A 19,493-nucleotide genomic window follows, 5' to 3' on the forward strand; every position below is an offset into this window, starting at 1 on the left:
CAGTGCCCCGCAAATAAAGTTGGCCAATGGAAGCAAGGCGCCCAGCGGCGTCGCTTTGGAGCGCACACACGTCAATCACACACATTCAAGAGGATCAATATGCGTATGCTTCTTCTAGCCGGGGCCTTTGCGCTGGTCGCATCGCCAGCGTTTGCCCATCACAAACCAAACCATTCCAGCTTTACATCGCGCACCCAGGTCGCCGCGGTCGCCCGCGACCCCTGTCAAGCTGGACATCGATACCGCCAAGTCGGTGGTCAGAATCAGTTGGCGCAGCGCTGTCGCGAACTTCGCGAGGCGCTGCGTCCGGCGCCAGAAGACGAGACGCTTCGCACGCGCTGCGATGCTGCAGCGCAAGCCTTAAGTGGGCGTGCTTGCGACGATTGATTAATGCCAGTGGGGACCGGCGTTGCTGCGCCGGCCACCTAATTGGAAAGCGGATAGAAACAGCGGCTCTTGCATTGTCTGCACCGCTAGGGTGTCAACTGGGCAAGAGTCGCTGAAGCTCCGCGATCTCACGAGTCTGCTTTTCTATCGTCTGGCGCGCCATGGCGATGACCATTTCATTGCCGGCCGAGGTCACCGCGATGTTGGCCATCGCGACCGCGCCGCGGTGATGTTCAATCATTTTACGCAACCAGGTTTCAGAGACATTCGCCCCCCTGGCTGCCATCATTTGCCGACTCATTTGCTGCTCGGCCGCCATGTAGGCATCGGGACTACCCGTACCTTGCACGCCTTGGAGCATGCTCTGAAGCTCAGCCACGTCGCGCTGTTGATCTGCAGCGGTCATACGGGCCCGCTCGGCTACGGCTGGCTCCACATTGGGTTGAGACAATAAGAGTTCGCTGAGGGAGATGGCGCCGCGGTGATGCTCAATCATCTTGAGCATCCAGGTGTCGGCGGCGCTCGCGCCCTCCGCGGCGGCCATGCGCTCGTTCATTGCGGTCTCGGCAGGCATGTAGATGTCGCTTGCGCTCTGTTGGCTGGCTTGCTGATTTTCGCCTTCCGCCATCGACTGCCCGGTGTCCTGGCCGCCGCAGCCCGCAAGCAAGCTCGCCATGATGGCGAACGCCGCTGTAGTTGAAAAGATTCGCATTTTGGATGCTCCTGTGACTTAAACTATGGGGCGACGCGTCTCAGTGCTGCGCGGTGATCGAACCAGCGGCGCTCTTGCACGCAGCCTCGCAGCGCCGGCATGATTCAGCGCAGATCGCGCAATGCTCCATATGCTTTGCGTGGCGCTCGCACTCGTCGGCACAGCGCGCGCATGCCTCTTCGCACGCATTTAGCGCCGCTATAAGGACGCTCTCGTTGGTTCCGGTTCGCCGCGAGGCAAATCGCCCGGTCGCCTCGCAAATGTCGGCGCAGTCGAGATTGAGGCGGATGCACTGGCGCAATTGCAGCACCATGTCTTCGCCGAGGCACGCGTCGGCGCAAGCCGTACACGATTGGGCGCAATCAAAACATTCTTCAATACAGCGTATGAGTGCGTCGTTGCTCGGTCCGCTGACCTGCGGGTGGGATGAAATCATCTGCTGGGCATGCATAAAAAGTTCTCCTGGTGTTGGCCCCCCACATGTTGCTAGCCGATCCGAAGCCTCACGAAGGCCATGGCGCCGTCCTGGTCGCCGTCATAGGAAGGCTCCAATTCATCCGGAACGAAGTTGTGGCTGTAGAGCGCGCCGACACCGACGGTGACATTGTCGCGGATCCGAAAATCGCGAAGCGCGCCGAGGGAAGCCTTGGCGACGGTATAGACTTCCCCGGGTGCGAGATCATGCGATTCCACTTGTTCTGCGCGTCCGAAAAAAGTCCAATCGCGATTGGGTCGATACGCGGTCTCGATCGCGAGACCTGTCAGAGCGTTCTCGTCCGTCGGGTCCTTCGCGCCGTAAGCGACCGTTGTGGACCACCAGCTCTCTTCTCCGAGCGGCATGGTATAGATGGCGCTTAACGACCAACGGGTTTCGTCGATCTCGGGCTCTAGTTGTTCGGGGCTTTCGAGATCCGCCCAAGACGCTTGCAACGCTAGCCGTTCAGTTGGATTCCAGCTGAGGCGCACCGATGTCGAGTCGAATTGCGGTTCATCGAAGTCGTAGCGGTCCTCGTCAGGTTCACGACCCGTGAATTGGGACGCCTCAATGCGCCAATCGCCACGCGTATAACCCGCTGTCAGCACGCCGAACGTAATGTGGGTGGAATCGAACCAATGATGGGTGATCGGGGCTTCGGGGCTATCGAGGGCCGACAACCGATGCATGAACGCGGGCGGGCCGAACGCTGGTTCGCCTGGATAGCCCAGATAGACGAATGCGCTCTCGCGAGCCGATAGACGATAGGAATAGGAGCCCGAGAGCTCCATAAACAATTCATGTGGGTGTTGGCGGTCGACAAGAGGCGTAACGCCATCAGCCGTTTCTCCGGACGCGAGCAGGAGAGGATAGCCATCGCGGCCCATGAAAGGATCGGGAGAAAGCATGACGCGTAGATTGAGCCGACCGTTAGCGCCGACGTCACGTCGCGCCGATCCCATCAGCATGCCCGACACGAATGCCTTCTCATCGCCGCGTGGCCCGTCCTGCCAATCATAGACGCCGTTCAGCATGACATGGCCCATCAACGTCCACTCGCCGCGTTCAAACATTTGACCCATGTGCTCGCTCGTGTCGGGCTGCCAAGACGTGCCTGAGGCTTCACGCGACATGGGATAGGGGCCGAGTACGCCTTGCATGCTGCTCATCTGATGATCCATTGCGACATCTCGCTCGGCATTGGCGTCAGCATCGGCTCTGTTGCGGAATCAGTGGCGGGCGTTTCGCTCGGCGGCAGGGGTTCAGTCGGTTGCGGAGGAGGAGCTTCGGCCTCTGCTGCGGTCGCTGCAGGTGCGCTTGACTGCGTAGTCGCCGGTGTATGGCTTTGATGCTGTGCGGCGGCCGTGGGCGCGAAGAGTATGAAAACGGCGGCCGAGAATATGAGATGAATGCGCATTGGAGGTTCCCCCTCGAACTTTGATCAACGGGGATAAACGCATCTCGTTCCGCACAATGTCGCCAAAAGCCTTTTTAAATCGGGCTTTTTGAACGAGCGACCTTACGCACATCTTTCTTATACGCAGCGCATTCGCCGATCACGCATGAATGCCCAAATAGCGATGTTTCGGGAACGGTCGCGCACAGTGCGCTGTTTCGCGATAGGCTGTCACGCGCGGATTAACATGAGTTAGTTGAAGAAAGAGTGGCCATGACTATGCAACATGACAAGCACAACCCTTATCCGCGTTTGGCGTGGATGGCGGGTCTTTCCTTCATCGCTATGTACATCTTGATGTACGCAATGGTTGACCGCTTCTCGAGCGTTTATCCCAATCTCAACCAGGCCTACATGGCCGCTTTGATGGCCGCGCCAATGGTTGCGATTGAAATCGTCCTGATGTCTTCGATGTATCCGAACAAGCGAACCAACATGCTCGTTCTAGGGGGCAGCGCTCTCGTTTTGCTTGGCGCTTTTTGGGCGATAAGAGATCAGGCCGCGATTGGGGATGACGAGTTCTTGCGCTCGATGATTCCCCACCATTCGGGCGCTATTCTCATGTGTCAGCAGGCGTCGATCACCGACGAAGAAATCCGTCAATTGTGCGCGGGCATCGTTTCCAGTCAGCGCCAAGAGATCGAAACTATGAAGCAGATGCTAGATCGCCGCGACTAACGATCTACCGGAGCAAGTGTTCGTCCAAGAAGGCAAAGGTCACCCGCCAGTCCTCGTCGGTTATGCCATGGACGCCGTCGCGGACCACAAAGCGCGGCGCTGACGCGCCCAAAAGATCGAACACCGGGCGCGCGCCCGCGGCTGCTCGATAGGCGCCGCCGGGATCAGCCCAGCTATCTCTTCTTGTATGAGCCAGAAGAAGCGGGCGAGGTGCGATGAGCGCTAGGAGGTCGTGTTGATCTACAGGCGGTGGCGACGTGGCATACGCGCTGAAGCGGCGAGAAAACCAATGCGGGTAGCCGCGCGTGATCGCGCTCACGCTCTCGCCGCTGCGATGCGATGTGAGCGCATCGCCGCCGCGGCCGGATTGAAACGCCAGAACCGCGTCAATCCTTGGGTCGGTAGCGCCCGCAAGCAAAGCCACTTTGCCGAAACGCGATTGTCCCCACGCAATTATGCGGTCTTGGTCCAAGCGCTGGTCGGCTTCCAAAACATCTATCACACGGGCATGCACCCAGGCCCAGGCGGCGATCGCACCTTCCGCGTCAAGTGAGGAGAGCGCAGGCTGGGCGTCCGGCGGGTGATCCGGCACGACATCGCCGCCATAAAACATCGCGACCGCATAGCCCCGCTCAGCAAGGCTTCGAAACGGCGGCCCTAGCATCCACTCCCCGAACACGGCCCGATGGAAGGGGTCGAACACGCCGTACCGGCAGGGGAATGGGTAGTAGAGAAGTGGTGCGTCAATCGCTGCAGGGCGGCCTGGGAACGCAGCTTGGTTGCCGCAGAAGTTTTGCATGACAATGACGGGCGCCGGCGTCTCGCGCCGCGGCAACACCAAAACGAGATTGAAACGTGCGCGTCCTGCAACCTCGATCTCGATCTGCTCGACGCCTTCAATGCCGCCGGCGTCAACCGCTGAAATCATGCGCCGTTGCACAACCATCGCGGGCGCGTCCGCTGGCATTGGTCCATACACTTCTGACTGCAACGCGCCCAGAATTTCGACGCGCCGCTGCCGCCACGCTTCGGCGGTCAAGACAGGTTCGCCGTGTCCTCGCGCAAGCGCTGAAGGTGCGTTGCTGCTCAAGACAGGCCGATCTAGTCGCACACTGCGGTACGGGCCCAGGGTAAAGAGCCAAGCCAGCAGTAATAACAATGCGGTCGCGGCGAGAGCAGCGCCCAATAAGGCGTATCGCATCACGTGCGCCCAATCCGTTCAAAGAGTCGCGCGCGTTACGAGCCGCACGACTTCGTCGCGACAATCGTCTATAAAATTATACGCATCGATCTTTGAAATCCCGCAGCGCGACGGCGAAGAATCTTGGGACAAGATTCAAACTCGGAATGTCGGACGGCCATGCTTGTGGCCGTGTGCGACGCAATGCATGTTCAGTTCGATGGGGCCGCCCTAGCTCAGTGGTAGAGCAGCGCAGCTGTAATGCGAAGGTCGGGTGTTCGAATCACCTGGGCGGCCTCCACCCCATTGAGTGTCGCTGCTCGTGCATACATTGCACCGCGGAGAGTAGAGCGTCTCGCTGCGGATTTGCCCTTACTTACGTGCATCGATCAAAAATCAGCGCCGCCCTGTGGGTTCGGAGCTTTGCCGACGCAGCAGACGGGGAAGTTCGGTCCCGACAAGACCCACGGTGTCGCTCAGCGCGGCGCGGCCGCGTCTAAACAAGACAATCGTACTCCATGAGATCGCGTAAGCAAGGATCAGGCTGACAACGAGCTGCGTGAAGTCGCTCGTAAACGTCAAACGCTGCACAAAGTGGAGGGCGGCAAATGCTGTTGCGGCGCCCGCCGCAAAGGGGGCGGCGGTGAGATAAAGATCGCTCAACCGGATGGGGCCGCGCCGTGTGGCCCACCACCAAAGCGCGGGCATGCGCACGAAGAGATCGCTCAACGCGAATGCGGCCGCGACACCAACCGCGCCCCAGCGCAGTCCCACCACGAACGCAGTGACGCTGGTGAGCGTGCTGAAGGCGCTCCAGGCCAAGTAATCGCGCATCCGCGCCTGGCTGATGAACAAAAGGTCCATCGACATGCTGACGGGGCGGTGCAGCGCCGCAAGGGTGAGCCAAGCAAAGATCGGCGCGGCCGGCGCCCATTGGGCGCCAAGCACAAACGGCACGAGCACCGGCGCGGTGGCGCCGACCGCGACGACGCCGGGTGTCAGGAACAACATGAGCTGACGGATGACGCGAAGATATGCGTAGCGGTAGCGTTCACCGTCGTCGTTGAGCCTTGAGAGGATGGGCAACAGCAATTGCTGCAGCAAGGTGTTGATGCGTTGGATCGGGATAATCGCAAGCTTGTTGCCGCGATCGTAGAAGCCAAGCTGCGCGCCGCCGACATACCGGCCAATGAGAACGCTGTCGGCCTCGCGCGCCATCACGGTTGCGCCTTCCGCGACCATGATGGCGGCGCCAAACTTGTAGAAGCGAAAGAGGCCCCGGAACGAGGGCGCTTCGCGAGGGATCCAGCCGACGCCCAGCCACACCCCAAGAAGACTGACCAATTGTTGAACGCCAAATCCCAGGACAAGCGCCCAATAGCCCGCGCCCAAGAGCGCCGCGATTAAGCTCGCGGCAAAGCCAAGCGCCATGCCCAAAGCGCCGATCATTGCAACCCAGCCAAACTTCATTTGCCGATTGAGCAGCGCTTCGTGGACATTGGTGAGGCCGGTCAAGATCAAGAAGATTGATGACACCGCCGCGACTGCGCCCGCGCGCGGGTCGTTGTAAAAGTCAGAAACGAACGGAGACGCACCAAGCATGAGCGCTGCGGCGGCACAGCCAGCTAAAGCCGTGATCCAGAAGAGCCCGCTCACTTGGTCGCGCCGAAGCGAGGGCGCCTGGATTAGGGCTTGGCCTATGCCGAAATTGAGGATGAGCGCCGAAATCGAAACGAGAGGATCGATCATGGCGTAGACGCCATAATCGATCGGCTGCAACAGACGGGGCAAAATGAGAAGTGACGCCGCTTGAAACGGCAGCTTCAAGCATTGCGCGATGCCGATAGCGAGGGCGCCATTGACGGCATGGGTTTGCATCGACGCATGCTTCGCCTCAAAAATCGGATCTCCGCTGCTCATGCTTTCCCGCCGCCAAGCGAGCTTGGGAATCTGCAACCACCACCAGATGAGCATAGCGCGACAAGCCGCCCAAACGCGTCGGCCCTAACGCCGCCGCCGTTATCGCTGGCGTTGGGGTCATCGGCTGTTGGCACCAGCTTCTCGCCCTCGTTTAAGAACGCAATCGTCATCAGGCACGCCGATCCAGACCCGCCGTTGCGTCGATGTGTTATCGCAGCCCGCCGAGGGAGTATTGCTCAGTGCGATTGCTTTTGCGCCAGCAAGATAAGCGCAGCAGCTGGATCGGATGCCACATCGCCAAGCAACGAAGGCATGACAGCTTTGTCTACAAGCTGGAAGCTCGCGCCGAGCACCGCGCCCCAATCCTCGGTTTCGTTGAAGGCCTGATGTGTCGGGGGACTCCACACGAACCAGCCGCCGTCAGCAAGTATGTCGGCGATGCTGGCGCAGAAGCGGAAAAAATCGCTAGGTAATGTGGGCGCATTGAGCGCCAGCGCGACGCTGAAACCATCTTTGCTGCGAGGCGAGGGGACGCCACCTGTTACGTACCTAGGCAGCAAGCGATCGTTCCTGTCGCCCGCGTGATACTCGCCTCGCGCGAGCGCGCGAATCCCAAGCGAGCGTCCAACATCGCCATCATCGATTCCGCTTACGGGCCCATAGGCTGTGAGGCGTCCCGCAAGCCAGCCGCCCCCGCAACCGATATCGAGGATATCGACACTGAGCGGCTGCAGCCGAGCGAGCCAGTCGAGCGTTATCGATCCGGTCCAAATCTCAACGTCGGCCGAACGCCGCTTTCCCCGATACGAAGCAGAATAGTCGCGATACGCCGCACGCAGAGCGCCGAACGCATCGTCGTTCATCAGAACGCCAAGTGTCCGGCGCCGTGTGTCACTTCCGCGCCAAGATAGGCCTGAGCGAGGATCACCAGCACACTCAAAGCTAGGACTGTTTCGTAGAAGCGGCTGCCTTGGCGAACGGCGGCCTCGTCAACCGGTTTTTTGAGCCACCAAACGAAGGCGATGAGGAACGGGATCGCGGTGCCGATCCACCGGTGCAGAACAAGCGCGGATTCATCATCAGCCGCAGGAAGACCTGCATTGGCCCAACCCAATGGCGCGGCGGCAAAAGCGCCGAGCGTGGCCACAGCAAGCAAGATCTTATTGCTGGCCGCGTAGATGGGCTTGCGACGGATGGCGGCCATCGCTTCCAAGAATGCGACGGTAAGCAGCAAGGCGATGGGAAAATGGATGACGGCTGGGTGCCACACGCCAAGCCAGCGTATGATCCTGCCTGACATGGTGGTTGGGCGGGCATCATGATCCATCATCATACCGCCCGCGCCTTCAGCGGTCGGCCATGTCATTTCGCCGGGCTGCATCGCGCCCATGTCGTGTTCGGGTGCGGCCTGCGATGCGTCGGTTTGCGCTGCTTGCGGGGGATGTTGCTCGCCGCTGTGAGCGAAAGAGATTTGTGGGGTTAGCAGCAGTAGCGAAAACGCCACGGCCAGCACTGCCGCAATGCGGACCATCGACTTCGTGTTCGCCATATTCTTCCCCTCAAAGGCCCGCGCCGCACGAGCCTTAGCTGCGTGCGGCGCTCGCTTCCGTTTCGAATCAAAGCACGTGGATTTCCGTCACCATCGGACGGCCGTTGTCGTTCATCAGCTCAAAATGAACACGCTGGCCGACGCTGACGCCTTGCAAGACGGCGGCGGAATGCACGCGGAAAGTCATCGTCATTGCTGGCCAGCCGAGGCTCGCGATCGGGCCGTGATTGAGGGTGACGGTGCCGGCCTGCGCATCAAGGGCGGTCACCGTTCCCTCACCCTCGGCGGTTTGCGGCACCGCCTGATGGTTTTCTCCCTGATGGGCGAGGGCTGGCGCGGCCATAGCGAAGCTTGACGCCAACGCCGCAGCAATCGCGGTGACCAGAAGTTTGCGTTTCATGTAAATTCTCCGTTCGTGAGCGTCGGGGCCGCTCACATCCTTCAATACGCGCGCGGCTTGCCAATCCCTCAGCTGTCCGCTGCGGCGCTGGCCGTCGGCCCGTTCTTGCGCCGGCGCCCGCCGCCGAACCGGATGCGGTAGGGGATGAGCACGATGCCGGCGATGACCGACAAAAGCGTGATAGCGGTCACGATGATGATAAGAGGATGATTGAAATCCTCGTGGTTTTGCCAGTCCATGATGTGGAGCGCCCACAACGTGTCATAGAGCCGCCAAATATCGGAGCGGCGCGCGGTGACAGCGCCAGTATTGGCGGCGACATAAACCGCCAAGCCGCCATCTGCGAATTGGGCCCGCCACGCAGGCAGGGCGCCACGATATTCTGAACTTTCGGTCTCGATCAGCTCGACCCGCGTAGGCGCCGAGGCGAGCGTTACGTGACCTCGCGCAACCGCAGTGGCGGCCTCAGCATCGAGCGGCGACAGCTGTCGAAACGTGGCGGCCTCAAAGAGTGCTGGCGGGCCGTCTGCGAACTCGGCGACGATGACTTGCCCGAGCGTGGGACGCGTCTCGATAGTCAACTTGATGGGGGCTCTGCCTTGTGCGTCGCGGAGCCCGCCTAAAGCCGGCCCATCGGCGATGGCGAGCGGAGACGCCGTCTCAGGCGGGCGTATCAAATGCTCGCTGCGGATCTGCTCGATCGGGATGATCGTAAAGAAGAGTCCGCTGACAACCCAAAAGACAATCTGCACCCCGACCAGGAGCGCAAGCCATTTATGTACAAAAGACGCCAAACGCGCGAGATTCACGATGTCCCCCCCCAGGTGTTCGTAGTTCTATGTCGCCCGCGGCGCTGCGCGTGCGGCGGAGCTGACTACTGCGCTGATTACTGCCCCGGCGGATGCTCCATATTAGGCATGTCCGACATGTCGTGATCGGGCGTAGTTGGCGCGGGCGCGGGGGTAGGTGCAGGCGTGGGCTCAGCGCGGGGCCGCCGTGGCGCCGGCGTGCTCGGTGCGGGCGTTGCCGCCGGTTCGGTCGCGGGCGCCGTCTCTGCCGTTTGCGGCGCGGCAGGCGCGGGCTCTTGTGTCGTCACAGTGTCAGTTGGCGGGGATGCATCTTGATTGGCCGCTGGCTGGCATGCCGCAAGCGCGGCGGCGGCGAGAGCAACGATCGCGAATTTTCTCATTGTCGATTTCCTTCTGGAGTTGTTCAAAACCAGGCGCGGATGCCCAAGACCAAACGGGTGTCTTCCGCGTCTTCGCCTCTCGCTTCAACGTAATCGCGCGTGTCCCCGAAGCTGCTTGACCACTCGATCCCGACATAAGGTGCGAATTCGCGTCGGATTTCGTAGCGCAAGCGCACGCCCAGTTCTGCGTTCGTGAGGCCAGCGCCCGTTGCAAGTTCGGGAACGTCCTCGGCCGAAAAGTCGATCTCGGCGCGCGGCTGCAGAATGAGGCGCTGGGTTAAACGCAGATCGTATTCGGCTTCAGCGCGTGCGCTCAACTCGCCTTCATTGGACAAGAATGCCGCGACATCGACCTCGAACCAATAGGGCGCAAGACCTTGCACCCCGACGACAAGATCGGTGCGATCAGCGTCGGGTGTATAACGCTGGCGGACGCCCGCTTGGAAGTCAAAGTAGGGCGTGAATGCGCGACTGTAGAGCGCTTCAATTTCGCCGCTTTCCAGTTCGCCGTTGATGGCGCCTTCGCCCTCGCTCTTCCACCAGAAGCGGTTGATGTCGCCGCCATACCAGCCCTGTGCGTCCCAGACATAGCCGTCCGCGCCATCGCCGAACGTCGCCTCAAGACGATCGAGAATGACGACACTGGTGCGGATGTCGCCATTCTCAACCAGCAATTGCTCGCGCGCGGCAGCCATTTGCTGAGCATCGAAGTAAAGATCGGCCGCGTGCGCGGGGCCTGCGCCTGCAGCAGCCGGAGGAGGCGGCTCGGGTGGTCGCCCCGCATTGTCGGCGCTGGTCTCCACATTGGGCATCATCGTCATGCCAGTCATGTCTTGACCGGCCTCGCTTGGGGGCGTTTGCGGCCAGGCCATCTCGGGCATCGTCGACATGTCGTGTCCAGCATGTGGATCGGGCTGGGTCGCCTGCGGCATGGTCATGCCCGGCATGGTGTGGCCGGCGTGTGGATCAGGCGTCGCTGACGGCATGGTCATGCCAGGCATGTCATGGGCCGGCGCCTGCGGATCGGGTTGTGTGGCCTGCGGCGCTGGCATCGTATGGCCTGCATGCGGATCGACAGTTTGAGCCGGTTGCGCAGTCGCTGGAGGCGTTTGCTGGTGGGCGGAATGATCGCTTGTTTGCGCAAGCGCGGGGCTTGCGACCGCGAGCACAAGCGGGGTGAGGGTGGCGGCGAAAAATCTCACGAGACGTCTCCGTCAAGCGGACGGATGGTCACGACGTTGAACATGCCCGCATGCATGTGAAGCAAGAGGTGGCAATGAAACGCCCAATCGCCAGGATTATCGGCGGTGAGGTCGAAAGTCACCTTGCCGCCCGGCGCGACATTCACAGTGTGCTTCAAGGGCTGGTGACCGTCATGGCCGTTGACCAGTTCGAAGAAGTGGCCGTGGAGGTGAATGGGATGCGACATCATCGTGTCGTTGACCAGCGTCACGCGTACGCGCTCGTTTCGCTCAAACCGGATTGGTTCGACCAGTTCGCTGAAGCGGCGCCCGTCAAAGCCCCACATGAAACGTTCCATATTGCCGGTGAGGTGAATCTCCATCGTCCGGGAGGGCGCACGGCGGTCGCGATTGGGCGTCAGTGCGATGAGGTCGGTGTAGACGAGAACACGGTGATCGACGTTTTCGAGCCCCAGCGGGCGCTCGCCCATCCGGTTTTGCGGCATCGGCGAAATTGTTTGGACGCCGACGCCGACCGCCATGTCTGGCGGGGCGTTTTCTGGGTCGCGCATATTCATGGCACCCATGTCCATACTCGAATGATCCATAGCGTTCGCGCCAGCGCCCATGTCGTGGTTCATCCCGGCCATGCCACTCATGTCCATGCCTGAGTGGTCCATACCGGGCATGGCGCCGGACATATCCATGCCGCCCATCCCGCCCATATCCATGCCCATGTCGCGCATGGTGAGATTTGGGACTTCGCGTAGTGGCGGGACCTCAGCGCTCATGCCAAGCCGTGGCGCCAAGGTGGCGCGGCCCATCCCGGAGCGGTCTATGGCTTCGGAGACAATCGTGTAAGCGCGGTCTTCGGTCGGTGTGACAATGACGTCGTAGGTTTCAGCGACGGAAATTTGGAATTCATCGGTTTCGACAGGTCGCACGTTTTCGCCGTCGGCTTGGACGACGGTCATGGCGAGGCCCGGAATGCGCACGTTGAAGATCGACATCGCCGAGGCGTTGATGATGCGCAGCCGCACGCGCTCGCCGGGACGAAAGAGACCCGTCCAGTTTTCGTCAGGCCCATGACCATTGATCAAATACGTGTAGGTTGAGCCGCTGACGTCGAGCACGTCGCGCGGGTCCATACGCATTTCAGCCCACATGCGCCGGTCGGCGGCGCTCATCCGGTCTTCACCTGAAAGGAGGCCCGCCACCGTCGTTCGTTGATAATTGAAATAGCCGGGGCTTTGCTTCAGGCGCGCCAAGATCTGGTGCGGATGCATGAAGCTCCAGTCCGACAAAACGAGCACATGTTCGCGGTCGTATTCGATCGGATCGCGCGAAGCCGGATCGATGATGATCGGTCCGTAATGGCCTAATGCTTCCTGCAGGCCTGAATGGCTATGATACCAAAACGTGCCCGCCTGAATGATCGGGAACTCATAGACGAAGGTTTCCCGCGGACGGATGCCCGGAAAGCTGATCCCCGGCACGCCGTCCATTTGGAAGGGAAGCAGGATACCGTGCCAATGGATCGAAGTGTCTTCGTCGAGCGTGTTGGTGACGGCGAGGCGGACGTTTTGGCCTTCTCTCAACCGCAACAACGGGGCTGGCAGCGTGCCGTTGATGGTCACGGCGTGTCCGGTTCTCCCGCCCACCGTAAAAGGTGAGCGGCCGATGCTTAGCGCCACATCGGGGCCGGTGAAGGTGGTCATGGCCGGCGCGATGCCGGGCGAGCCCGTCTGGGCCCAAGCAGGAAGCACGCTCTCGAACGCCAGCCAGCCGGCTCCCACGCCCGCAGCCTTCAATAGCGATCGACGGTCGAGGGCCTTGCGCACCATGTTGCTCCACTCTGAGAAAAACCCGACAGTATCTTAGAATACGCGCGCTTCGGCGCGATCCCTCAGCCCTTACGCCTGAGATTGGCGCCAGGATGCGGGAAATCGGCAACCGGCGCGTAAACGCCAATAGATGCAGCACTGAAAAAGGGGAGGCGTGGATGCTGAAGAAATTGATCGTCGTTTTTGTCGCGGCCTGGGCCATGGCGGGCGCGGCGGCGGCACAGCCCAGCGCCGACGAGGCGGCCGTGGAAGCGGTCCTCTCAGGTTACCGGCAAGCGGTTGAGGCCCGCGACGGCGAGGCGGCCGCACGCTACTTCTGGCCGGACTCGCAAGTCTTCGAGCAAGGCGGCGTCGAGGGCGATTTTGCCACCTACCTTGCTCACCACTTGGGGCCCGAACTGCTCGAAATCGCCAGCTTTGATTTTGACGGCCTTGAGACTGACGTCGAAGTGGTGGGGGATCTCGCTTACGCCAGCGAAGTCTACACTTACGAAATCACGTTCCCTCAAGCCGCAGCCCGCGCGCCGATTTCACGTCGCGGAGTCGCCACCAGCGTGTTGCAGCGTCGCGGCGACGCGTGGCGTATCGTCGTCTATCATTCCTCCGCTCGTGCACCGCGGCCGCCAGCAAACTAAGGGCGATCAGCGCTGCTCGTTTCGTGCGTTCACAAGCGGGCTCGGCGGGACCTGAACGCCGCCAGATGCTGGCGCCAAAAACCACGTGGGTAATCGGCGTCACGCAGACCTAATTCGTCGGCGGCGACGCCGCGGCGATCGTCATGCGCTGTTCCGAAGAGCCAATCCCAAATGAGCAAGACCTCGCCGAAATTGACTTGGGCGTCCTCGTAGTCACGCTTGTGGTGCCAGCGGTGCATCTCGGCGACGCCCAACAGGCGGCGGAATGGTCCGAGTGTGTAGTCGATATTGGCGTGCTGGAAAGCCAGATGCACCGGCAGAATCGCAAACCATGCGGCAAGCGCTGCCTGCGGCGCGCCAAGAACCGCCACAGCGACAAGTCCTGGCGTCGCCAGAAGGAGCGCGCTCACCAAATGGCGGCGCTCACCGTTCAGCCAATAGAGACGTTCGGGGCTGTGATGAGGCTGATGGAAACGCCAAAGAATTGCCGAGCGATGGCTCCAGCGATGCATCCAATAGAGGCCGAAATCGATAACAATTCCGACGCCGAGAACGCTGGCCCAGAGTGGCCATGTGTTGGGCCAAAGTCCGCGTGACAGCGCCGCTGTGCTGAGCGGGTAGATGAAATGCACGCTCGCCTGAATAAGAGCCGCACCCATAAGATTATACTGGATGTCAGCCCAGAGATCGCCGTGGTTCTTGGTCCAGGCCTGCTGATATGGCGAGAGCCGCTCCAGTCCCCCAATCACAAGCGCGCCGGCAAGCGTCAGAATGGGTAGAGCAATGGCGGCGCCCGGCGAGGCGGCCAACGTCACGGCGCCAATAGATACGATCCCGATGATGAGCGGGTAAGCTAGATAGCGAACGGCAAGGCGCATTGGGGTCTCCTCGCGTCCAAGTTGGCGAGGGCCGTCCCTTAAGGCTTGAACGAAACAGCTACATTTCGTCGAATTTGATCGCGCCCGTGATGGTGAGCGGGCTTGCGCCAAACATGCGCACGCAAGTCCGCGAGAAGTGAGCCGAGTCTGCAAAGCCGCCATGATGAGCGGCCTCGGTGAGCGAAAGGCCCTGGGCGACGCCGGTCATGGCGCGGCGGAGCTTTGACCAAAGCAGGAAAGACCGGATCGGCATCCCGATTTCATCGCGAAAAAGGTGCGCGGCGCGTGATTGCGAGAGATTGAGAGCGCGCGCGATTGCGCGCGCGTCAAGTGGCGCCTCGCTCTCGTGAAAGGCGGCGAGCGCTCTACCAATGCGAGCGTCGCGGGTTGGCGCAATCTCCGCCGCGCCCAACAAATGGGCTAGTCGCTCGGATGGATCGGCGTCTTCATCCGCGATCGAGGTTTCAACAATGGTGGCTAATTCTTCTGCTTGGACCGGGGACAGCACGCTGATCCGATCGCCGATTGCATGAGCGATCCGCCGCCCGGATGGGCTGTCGGGATCGACGTAGAGAAAGCTGCTGGGATATGCAGCCGTAGCGCGGTGGGCCAGGTTGGCGGGCGCCACAAATCCTTGGCCGTGATGTTGCCCGCTTGCGTCCACGAGCAGAGCGTGGGGGCCAGCGAATGCTTGAATGGCGTGGTGGCTATGAAAGTCATTGTCGCCTGCAGCGCCCAGGAATGCGGCCCACCACGGCCCGATGCGTGCTGCGCCGCGCCATTGGGCGGCTTTATTCATCGCGAAGCGCCCGTGCGAGAGCGACTTTGGCGCGGTAGACGCGCGTTTCGACCGCTTTGGTCGTCAAATTCAGCACGCGCGCCGCGTCATGATGGCTCATGCCGCTAATCGCCGTTAGCAGCAGTGGCTCTTTCAGACCCGCCGGCAAGGCTGCAATCGCGGAATCGAGCCGTGCAAGGTTGCGTTGCAAGGCTTCATCGCTTGAATCTGTTGTGGCGGCGATATCTGGGGATGTCTCGATACTTTCGGCGCCGAAGAAGAAGCGCCGGACGGCGCGGCGGCGGGCCCAGTCGCGGCATTTGTTGAGCGCGATCCGCTTGACCCACGCGGGAAATGGACGGTCCTTGTCATAACGAGCAAGCGCCAGCCAGGCAGCGGCAAACGCTTCCTGTGTGAGGTCATAGGCTTCGTCGGCGTCGGCGACATAGGAGCGCACGAACCGATAGACCTTCTCCTTGTGGCGGCGCATGAGCAGAGAAAATGCCGCCTCCTGACCGGCGAGCGCCGCGGCCACGAGCGAAGCGTCATCGCTTTCGGGCGATGGGACGCTCATTGCGGCTCGGTGGTCAACGCCTCAACGACGGTGTCGTCGAAAATCGCCTTCTGCTCATCGTTCAAGACCTCGCGCATCGCAAACATGTGAGCGATGGTTTCGGTCTGCAGCCGTCCCATCGCACCATGAAATCTCTCGACGGCAGCGGCCACCCTTGGACCATTCTCGTGCTCTTCGCGGATGGCCGCGGCCAGTTCCGCGTTCGCGGAGCGCATTTCAAGTTCAAGCGCGTGCTTGCGGGCGGCGAATGCTGCCTCCAGCGTCTCAATTCTAGCGAGTTGATCGCCGCTCAACTCCAGCCGGTGATGCACGACATCGTGCATGGAGGGGGCGGGCGCAGGCGCTAGCGCCTTCATGCCTAACCAGACCCCGCCAAAGCCTGCCGCCAGCGCCACCAGGGCCGTCACCAAGATGGCCCGAACCGAAAGTTTCAACGATCATCCCCGAGCAATGTTGAGGGCGCATAAGCCGCGTGGACCGCGAACGGCGAGAGGTCGCTTTCGGGGCGGGCCACGGCGCTGCCCGCGAACACGCCGAACGTGAGCATTACGGCTGCCAGACCCGCCTGCCAGCGCCAACCGCGCGTTTGTCCAACACGTATCCGCGCGCCTTCGATCCGGCCCCACACCCGAGGCTCCAGCTGATCGAGCCGGTGGTCAAGGGGACGGTCGCGAAGCGCTGACAGCAATCGTTCAAGATCAACGTTCATGGTCTCTAACTCTTGTTCCACCAGCAATACGCACGATTGCGCCGGAACCCTCAAGGGGCCTCTGCTTGAGGGGTTTGGACAGGCGCTGCGTAGCAAAAGGGAGGGGTGAGCAACCCTCAGGGCGAAGGAGCACGGGCTTATGGATCAACCGATTGTTGTTCAGCAGGCGTACTGGAACGACTGGAACGCGGCCAAGAACGAGCGCCCGCTCTCTGACATTTCCGCCGATCAGCGCGAGTTGGTGGTGCAATGGCTGTCCGAGATTGGGCGCACCGACCTTAAAATTCTTGAGGTCGGATGTGGGGCAGGCTGGCTTTGCCCCTCGCTGAAGCCATTTGGAAAAGTCACCGCCACCGATCTCTCCGACGCGGTGCTTCGCGGGGCGGCGGAGCGCGTCCCTGATGTTAAGTTCGTCGCCGGCGATTTCATGGAAGTCGACTTGGGGAGCGAACAGTTTGATGTGATCGTCAGCCTCGAAGTGCTGTCGCATGTGGCTGATCATCCGGCCTTCATGGGCAAACTCGCCAGCCTTTTGCGCCCAGGAGGGCTGCTGATGTTGGCCACGCAAAACCGTCCGGTGCTTGAGAAGCACAATATTGTACCGCCGCCCGCGCCAGAGCAATTGCGCAATTGGGTCGATCGCGATGAATTGACGGCGTTGCTGATGCCGCACTTTGAGATACGGCGACTGCGATCCATATCTGCTACGGCCAACAAGGGCTTTTATCGGCTCATTCTCGGGCGCAAAGCCAAGCGCGCTATGCGCACAGTGTTTGGACGGAGCCTCGAAAACGCGATGGCGCGAGCGGGATTGGGTTGGACGCTCATTACGCTTGCGCGAAAACGCTGAAGCAAAGTTAGGACAGCATTTGAACCGCCGCGGACTTTTATCAACCACCATTTTGTTGCTCGCTGCCAGCGTGACGCCCGGCTGCGCGCAAGAGGTGCAAGCGACACCGATGCAGGTGCGGCGCGACGCCGGGTGCGGGTGTTGCGAAGTATGGACCCAGCAAATGGGGGCGAGCGGACGTTTTCGTACAACACTCGTCAACGAAGCGGATATGGGCGCGTTGAAGCGCCATCTGGGCGTGCCCGACGATCTTGCCTCATGTCATACCGCAGAGGTGGAAGGCTTTGTGATTGAAGGCCACGTGCCAGTGCGCGAAATCATCCGGCTCATTGAAGACCGTCCGGCCGGCGTCCGAGGACTTGCGGTCGCCGGCATGCCCGCGGGTTCGCCCGGCATGGAAATGCCGGATGGGCGGCGCGACGCCTTCGATGTCGTAGCATTCGGCGCCGAACGGAGCGTGTTTGCGAGCTATCCCGCTTCGGCCTGATGCAGCACCGATGAGCTGGCGGCGGCGCATAGTTGTTTTTGGCGCTTATGGCGGTGGCAACTTTGGCAATGATGCGTGTTTCGAGGCCACGCTCGAATGGCTGCGCACAGCCTTCACCAATGCGTCGATCCTGGCTGTTTGCGTCGATCCGGAGCTCACATCAAAGCGATTTGGAATTCCGGCAGTTAGCTTGAGGTCTGCATCGGTCCTGCCGCGTTGGTTGGACACATTGCTGCTGCGCCAGCCCAGCCTCTGGCTGAATTGGCTGGTCTGTCTTCGCGCGTTGAAGCGCTGTGATCTCTTGGTCGTCGCCGGCACCGGCGCCATTCATGATTTCCGTGACCGCCCCTGGGGATGGCCCAGCCGCTTCTTGCGCTGGATACTTGCCGCGCGTCTACGCGGCGCATCCGTTTGGTTTGCCTGCGTTGGCGCGGGTCCGGTTCTCAACCCGGTCAGCCGATTGATGATGGTCTGGGCGGCAAAGCTCGCGGCCCGGCGCTGCTACCGTGACGAGAGCTCTCGGGCCTACATGAGCGCGCGCGGGGTGGATGAAAGCCAGAGCCTGGTCACCGGCGATATCGCCTTCTTGCTGCCCGCGCCGACGCCAAACGATCGCGTCGTCGAACAAGCTGTCGTTGGCGTCGGTGTCATGAACTATCGAGGTTGGCGCACCAACGAAAAGGTCTATCGCGCCTACATCGAAAGCATCGCCCATCTTATCGAATGGCTGAAATTCAAGGAGCACAAGGTTCGCATTCTGATCGGTCAACGGCCGACTGATCTCATCGCCGTCGGCGATCTTGAAGCGCGCTTAGGCTATACGCTTATGAGCGATGCTGAGCGTCAAGTCCGCTCATATCAAGACATCTTGAGTGTGGTCGCCGACACTGATGTGGTCGTGGCGTCACGTTACCATGTGCAGATTGCCGCCCTCAAAATGCGCCGCCCGGTGCTCTCGATCAGCTATGGACCCATGAACGACGATTTGATGCGCGCCGCGGGGCTTGGCGAGTTCATTCATGACATCGAGCACATGGAACATCGCGCGCTCATTTTGCAGTGCGACCGACTGATCAATATGCGCGTTCACTACGCAAAGGCCGTGCAAACGGAAATCAAGGCATTGGAGATGGGGCTGCATGAGCGACTGCGAGACTTCATTTCGCCTTCCTAATCCGGTTTGGCGCGCGTGTGGATTTCGTCGTGGGCGTGGAGGGGGCCGGCGTGGCCGCAAGGTCGTCGAGAATCGGGCACTCGGGACGATCGTCGCCGTGGCAGGCATGGACAAGCCGCTTCAGCGTCCGCGACACCGCTCGCATGTCCGCTATGCGGGCGTCGATGTCGGCCAGGTGCTTTTCAGCAAGGCGGCGCACCTCGCGCGAGGACCGGCGCCGGTTGCGCCAAAGCGTCAGCAACGAGGCGACCTCGTCAAGCGAGAAACCCAAATCCCTGGTCCGCCGGACGAACTGGAGCATCGCGACTTCCATGTCGCCATAGTCGCGATAGCCGTTGTCGCGACGGTCGGCCGCTTCAATGAGGCCTATGCTCTCATAATAGCGGATCATCTTCGCCGATACGCCCGATTGCTCGGCGGCCATGCTGATGTTCATT

At 61.1% G+C, this 19,493-nt stretch carries 22 protein-coding genes and 1 tRNA gene; 6 read left to right on the forward strand and 17 right to left on the reverse strand.

The features are described 5' to 3' along the window. Positions 1-481: 481 nt before the first annotated feature. From EPJ54_RS00725 to EPJ54_RS00735, 3 genes are read right to left on the reverse strand one after another with little or no spacing between them, the layout of a single operon-like run. Positions 482-1,099, reverse strand: a complete 618-nt coding sequence (locus tag EPJ54_RS00725; RefSeq protein WP_135209763.1) for a DUF305 domain-containing protein — start codon at positions 1,097-1,099, stop codon at positions 482-484. A gap of 40 nt (positions 1,100-1,139) precedes the next feature. After that, positions 1,140-1,550, reverse strand: a complete 411-nt coding sequence (locus EPJ54_RS20335) for a four-helix bundle copper-binding protein (protein WP_135209764.1) — start codon at positions 1,548-1,550, stop codon at positions 1,140-1,142. A gap of 35 nt (positions 1,551-1,585) precedes the next feature. After that, positions 1,586-2,743, reverse strand: coding sequence for a hypothetical protein (locus tag EPJ54_RS00735; protein ID WP_135209765.1), 1,158 nt, complete (start codon positions 2,741-2,743; stop codon positions 1,586-1,588). Positions 2,744-3,243: 500 nt separating this feature from the next. On the opposite strand from EPJ54_RS00735, the gene EPJ54_RS00740 reads away from it, so the two are divergent. Continuing rightward, the gene (locus tag EPJ54_RS00740; protein WP_239590805.1) at positions 3,244-3,708 is read left to right on the forward strand and encodes a DUF305 domain-containing protein; all 465 of its coding nucleotides are present in this window, start codon (positions 3,244-3,246) and stop codon (positions 3,706-3,708) included. Positions 3,709-3,712: 4 nt separating this feature from the next. Here EPJ54_RS00740 and EPJ54_RS00745 read toward each other — a convergent pair whose 3' ends face one another. Further along, positions 3,713-4,747, reverse strand: a complete 1,035-nt coding sequence (locus tag EPJ54_RS00745; protein WP_135209766.1) for an alpha/beta hydrolase family protein — start codon at positions 4,745-4,747, stop codon at positions 3,713-3,715. A gap of 366 nt (positions 4,748-5,113) precedes the next feature. Here EPJ54_RS00745 and EPJ54_RS00750 point away from each other — a divergent pair. Next, positions 5,114-5,185, forward strand: a tRNA-Thr gene (locus tag EPJ54_RS00750). Between the two features lie 99 nt (positions 5,186-5,284). On the opposite strand, the gene EPJ54_RS00755 is transcribed toward EPJ54_RS00750, so the two are convergent. The 7 genes from EPJ54_RS00755 to EPJ54_RS00790 form a co-directional block, all read right to left on the reverse strand. Next, the gene (locus EPJ54_RS00755; RefSeq protein ID WP_167755515.1) at positions 5,285-6,808 is read right to left on the reverse strand and encodes a lipopolysaccharide biosynthesis protein; all 1,524 of its coding nucleotides are present in this window, start codon (positions 6,806-6,808) and stop codon (positions 5,285-5,287) included. 236 nt (positions 6,809-7,044) lie between these two features. Beyond that, on the reverse strand, positions 7,045-7,671 hold the full coding sequence (locus EPJ54_RS00760; RefSeq protein WP_135209768.1) for a class I SAM-dependent methyltransferase: 627 nt from the start codon (positions 7,669-7,671) through the stop codon (positions 7,045-7,047). Continuing rightward, the gene (locus tag EPJ54_RS00765) at positions 7,671-8,321 is read right to left on the reverse strand and encodes a DUF2231 domain-containing protein (protein WP_239590691.1); all 651 of its coding nucleotides are present in this window, start codon (positions 8,319-8,321) and stop codon (positions 7,671-7,673) included. Before EPJ54_RS00765 ends, EPJ54_RS00760 begins: the two co-directional genes overlap by 1 nt. Positions 8,322-8,424: 103 nt before the next feature. Continuing rightward, positions 8,425-8,757, reverse strand: a complete 333-nt coding sequence (locus tag EPJ54_RS00770) for a copper-binding protein (RefSeq protein WP_135209769.1) — start codon at positions 8,755-8,757, stop codon at positions 8,425-8,427. A 68-nt stretch (positions 8,758-8,825) separates the two neighbouring features. Next, positions 8,826-9,566: a PepSY domain-containing protein gene (locus EPJ54_RS00775; protein WP_167755516.1), complete on the reverse strand. Its 741-nt coding sequence runs from the start codon at positions 9,564-9,566 to the stop codon at positions 8,826-8,828. A 403-nt stretch (positions 9,567-9,969) separates the two neighbouring features. After that, entirely contained in the window at positions 9,970-11,148 is a 1,179-nt protein-coding gene (locus tag EPJ54_RS00785) for a copper resistance protein B (protein WP_239590692.1), read from the reverse strand. Further along, the gene (locus tag EPJ54_RS00790; RefSeq protein ID WP_135209772.1) at positions 11,145-12,971 is read right to left on the reverse strand and encodes a copper resistance system multicopper oxidase; all 1,827 of its coding nucleotides are present in this window, start codon (positions 12,969-12,971) and stop codon (positions 11,145-11,147) included. The genes EPJ54_RS00785 and EPJ54_RS00790 overlap by 4 nt, the downstream gene beginning before the upstream one ends. A gap of 92 nt (positions 12,972-13,063) precedes the next feature. Between EPJ54_RS00790 and EPJ54_RS00795 the strand changes: the two genes are divergently transcribed. Continuing rightward, positions 13,064-13,606: a YybH family protein gene (locus EPJ54_RS00795; protein WP_135209773.1), complete on the forward strand. Its 543-nt coding sequence runs from the start codon at positions 13,064-13,066 to the stop codon at positions 13,604-13,606. Positions 13,607-13,635: 29 nt separating this feature from the next. Here EPJ54_RS00795 and EPJ54_RS00800 read toward each other — a convergent pair whose 3' ends face one another. From EPJ54_RS00800 to EPJ54_RS00820, 5 genes are read right to left on the reverse strand one after another with little or no spacing between them, the layout of a single operon-like run. Further along, the gene (locus tag EPJ54_RS00800) at positions 13,636-14,484 is read right to left on the reverse strand and encodes a sterol desaturase family protein (RefSeq protein WP_135209774.1); all 849 of its coding nucleotides are present in this window, start codon (positions 14,482-14,484) and stop codon (positions 13,636-13,638) included. A gap of 58 nt (positions 14,485-14,542) precedes the next feature. Then, complete coding sequence (locus tag EPJ54_RS00805; protein WP_135209775.1) at positions 14,543-15,283, reverse strand: helix-turn-helix transcriptional regulator; 741 nt, start codon at positions 15,281-15,283, stop codon at positions 14,543-14,545. Next, on the reverse strand, positions 15,276-15,797 hold the full coding sequence (locus EPJ54_RS00810; protein WP_239590693.1) for an RNA polymerase sigma factor: 522 nt from the start codon (positions 15,795-15,797) through the stop codon (positions 15,276-15,278). Before EPJ54_RS00810 ends, EPJ54_RS00805 begins: the two co-directional genes overlap by 8 nt. Before the next feature lie 35 nt (positions 15,798-15,832). Next, entirely contained in the window at positions 15,833-16,270 is a 438-nt protein-coding gene (locus tag EPJ54_RS00815; RefSeq protein WP_135209777.1) for a Spy/CpxP family protein refolding chaperone, read from the reverse strand. Next, positions 16,267-16,545, reverse strand: coding sequence for a hypothetical protein (locus tag EPJ54_RS00820; protein ID WP_135209778.1), 279 nt, complete (start codon positions 16,543-16,545; stop codon positions 16,267-16,269). Before EPJ54_RS00820 ends, EPJ54_RS00815 begins: the two co-directional genes overlap by 4 nt. Before the next feature lie 139 nt (positions 16,546-16,684). Between EPJ54_RS00820 and EPJ54_RS00825 the strand changes: the two genes are divergently transcribed. The 3 genes from EPJ54_RS00825 (at position 16,685) to EPJ54_RS00835 (ending at position 19,056) form a co-directional block, all read left to right on the forward strand. Beyond that, the gene (locus tag EPJ54_RS00825) at positions 16,685-17,395 is read left to right on the forward strand and encodes a class I SAM-dependent methyltransferase (RefSeq protein WP_135209779.1); all 711 of its coding nucleotides are present in this window, start codon (positions 16,685-16,687) and stop codon (positions 17,393-17,395) included. Positions 17,396-17,558: 163 nt separating this feature from the next. Next, the gene (locus tag EPJ54_RS00830; protein WP_239590694.1) at positions 17,559-17,882 is read left to right on the forward strand and encodes a DUF411 domain-containing protein; all 324 of its coding nucleotides are present in this window, start codon (positions 17,559-17,561) and stop codon (positions 17,880-17,882) included. Positions 17,883-17,892: 10 nt separating this feature from the next. Then, on the forward strand, positions 17,893-19,056 hold the full coding sequence (locus EPJ54_RS00835) for a polysaccharide pyruvyl transferase family protein (protein WP_135209780.1): 1,164 nt from the start codon (positions 17,893-17,895) through the stop codon (positions 19,054-19,056). On the opposite strand, the gene cueR is transcribed toward EPJ54_RS00835, so the two are convergent. Further along, positions 19,040-19,480, reverse strand: coding sequence for a Cu(I)-responsive transcriptional regulator (cueR, locus tag EPJ54_RS00840; RefSeq protein ID WP_239590695.1), 441 nt, complete (start codon positions 19,478-19,480; stop codon positions 19,040-19,042). The two genes, EPJ54_RS00835 and cueR, sit on opposite strands and share 17 nt — an antisense overlap. Between the last annotated feature and the right edge of the window lie 13 nt (positions 19,481-19,493).

Origin of the sequence: Vitreimonas flagellata (genome assembly GCF_004634425.1) — a bacterium.
GTDB lineage: Bacteria > Pseudomonadota > Alphaproteobacteria > Caulobacterales > Aquidulcibacteraceae > Vitreimonas > Vitreimonas flagellata.

Excerpts from the sequence above, each read along its gene's own strand:
- EPJ54_RS00725 (WP_135209763.1), bottom strand. The coding sequence starts at position 1,099 with ATGCGAATCTTTTCAACTACAGCGGCGTTCGCCATCATGGCGAGCTTG.
- EPJ54_RS20335 (WP_135209764.1), bottom strand. The coding sequence starts at position 1,550 with ATGCATGCCCAGCAGATGATTTCATCCCACCCGCAGGTCAGCGGACCG.
- EPJ54_RS00735 (WP_135209765.1), bottom strand. The coding sequence starts at position 2,743 with ATGAGCAGCATGCAAGGCGTACTCGGCCCCTATCCCATGTCGCGTGAA.
- EPJ54_RS00740 (WP_239590805.1), top strand. The coding sequence starts at position 3,244 with ATGACTATGCAACATGACAAGCACAACCCTTATCCGCGTTTGGCGTGG.
- EPJ54_RS00755 (WP_167755515.1), bottom strand. The coding sequence starts at position 6,808 with ATGAGCAGCGGAGATCCGATTTTTGAGGCGAAGCATGCGTCGATGCAA.
- EPJ54_RS00760 (WP_135209768.1), bottom strand. The coding sequence starts at position 7,671 with ATGAACGACGATGCGTTCGGCGCTCTGCGTGCGGCGTATCGCGACTAT.
- EPJ54_RS00770 (WP_135209769.1), bottom strand. The coding sequence starts at position 8,757 with ATGAAACGCAAACTTCTGGTCACCGCGATTGCTGCGGCGTTGGCGTCA.
- EPJ54_RS00790 (WP_135209772.1), bottom strand. The coding sequence starts at position 12,971 with ATGGTGCGCAAGGCCCTCGACCGTCGATCGCTATTGAAGGCTGCGGGC.
- EPJ54_RS00795 (WP_135209773.1), top strand. The coding sequence starts at position 13,064 with ATGCGGGAAATCGGCAACCGGCGCGTAAACGCCAATAGATGCAGCACT.
- EPJ54_RS00800 (WP_135209774.1), bottom strand. The coding sequence starts at position 14,484 with ATGCGCCTTGCCGTTCGCTATCTAGCTTACCCGCTCATCATCGGGATC.
- EPJ54_RS00805 (WP_135209775.1), bottom strand. The coding sequence starts at position 15,283 with ATGAATAAAGCCGCCCAATGGCGCGGCGCAGCACGCATCGGGCCGTGG.
- EPJ54_RS00820 (WP_135209778.1), bottom strand. The coding sequence starts at position 16,545 with ATGAACGTTGATCTTGAACGATTGCTGTCAGCGCTTCGCGACCGTCCC.
- EPJ54_RS00825 (WP_135209779.1), top strand. The coding sequence starts at position 16,685 with ATGGATCAACCGATTGTTGTTCAGCAGGCGTACTGGAACGACTGGAAC.
- EPJ54_RS00830 (WP_239590694.1), top strand. The coding sequence starts at position 17,559 with ATGGGGGCGAGCGGACGTTTTCGTACAACACTCGTCAACGAAGCGGAT.
- EPJ54_RS00835 (WP_135209780.1), top strand. The coding sequence starts at position 17,893 with ATGAGCTGGCGGCGGCGCATAGTTGTTTTTGGCGCTTATGGCGGTGGC.
- cueR (WP_239590695.1), bottom strand. The coding sequence starts at position 19,480 with ATGGCCGCCGAGCAATCGGGCGTATCGGCGAAGATGATCCGCTATTAT.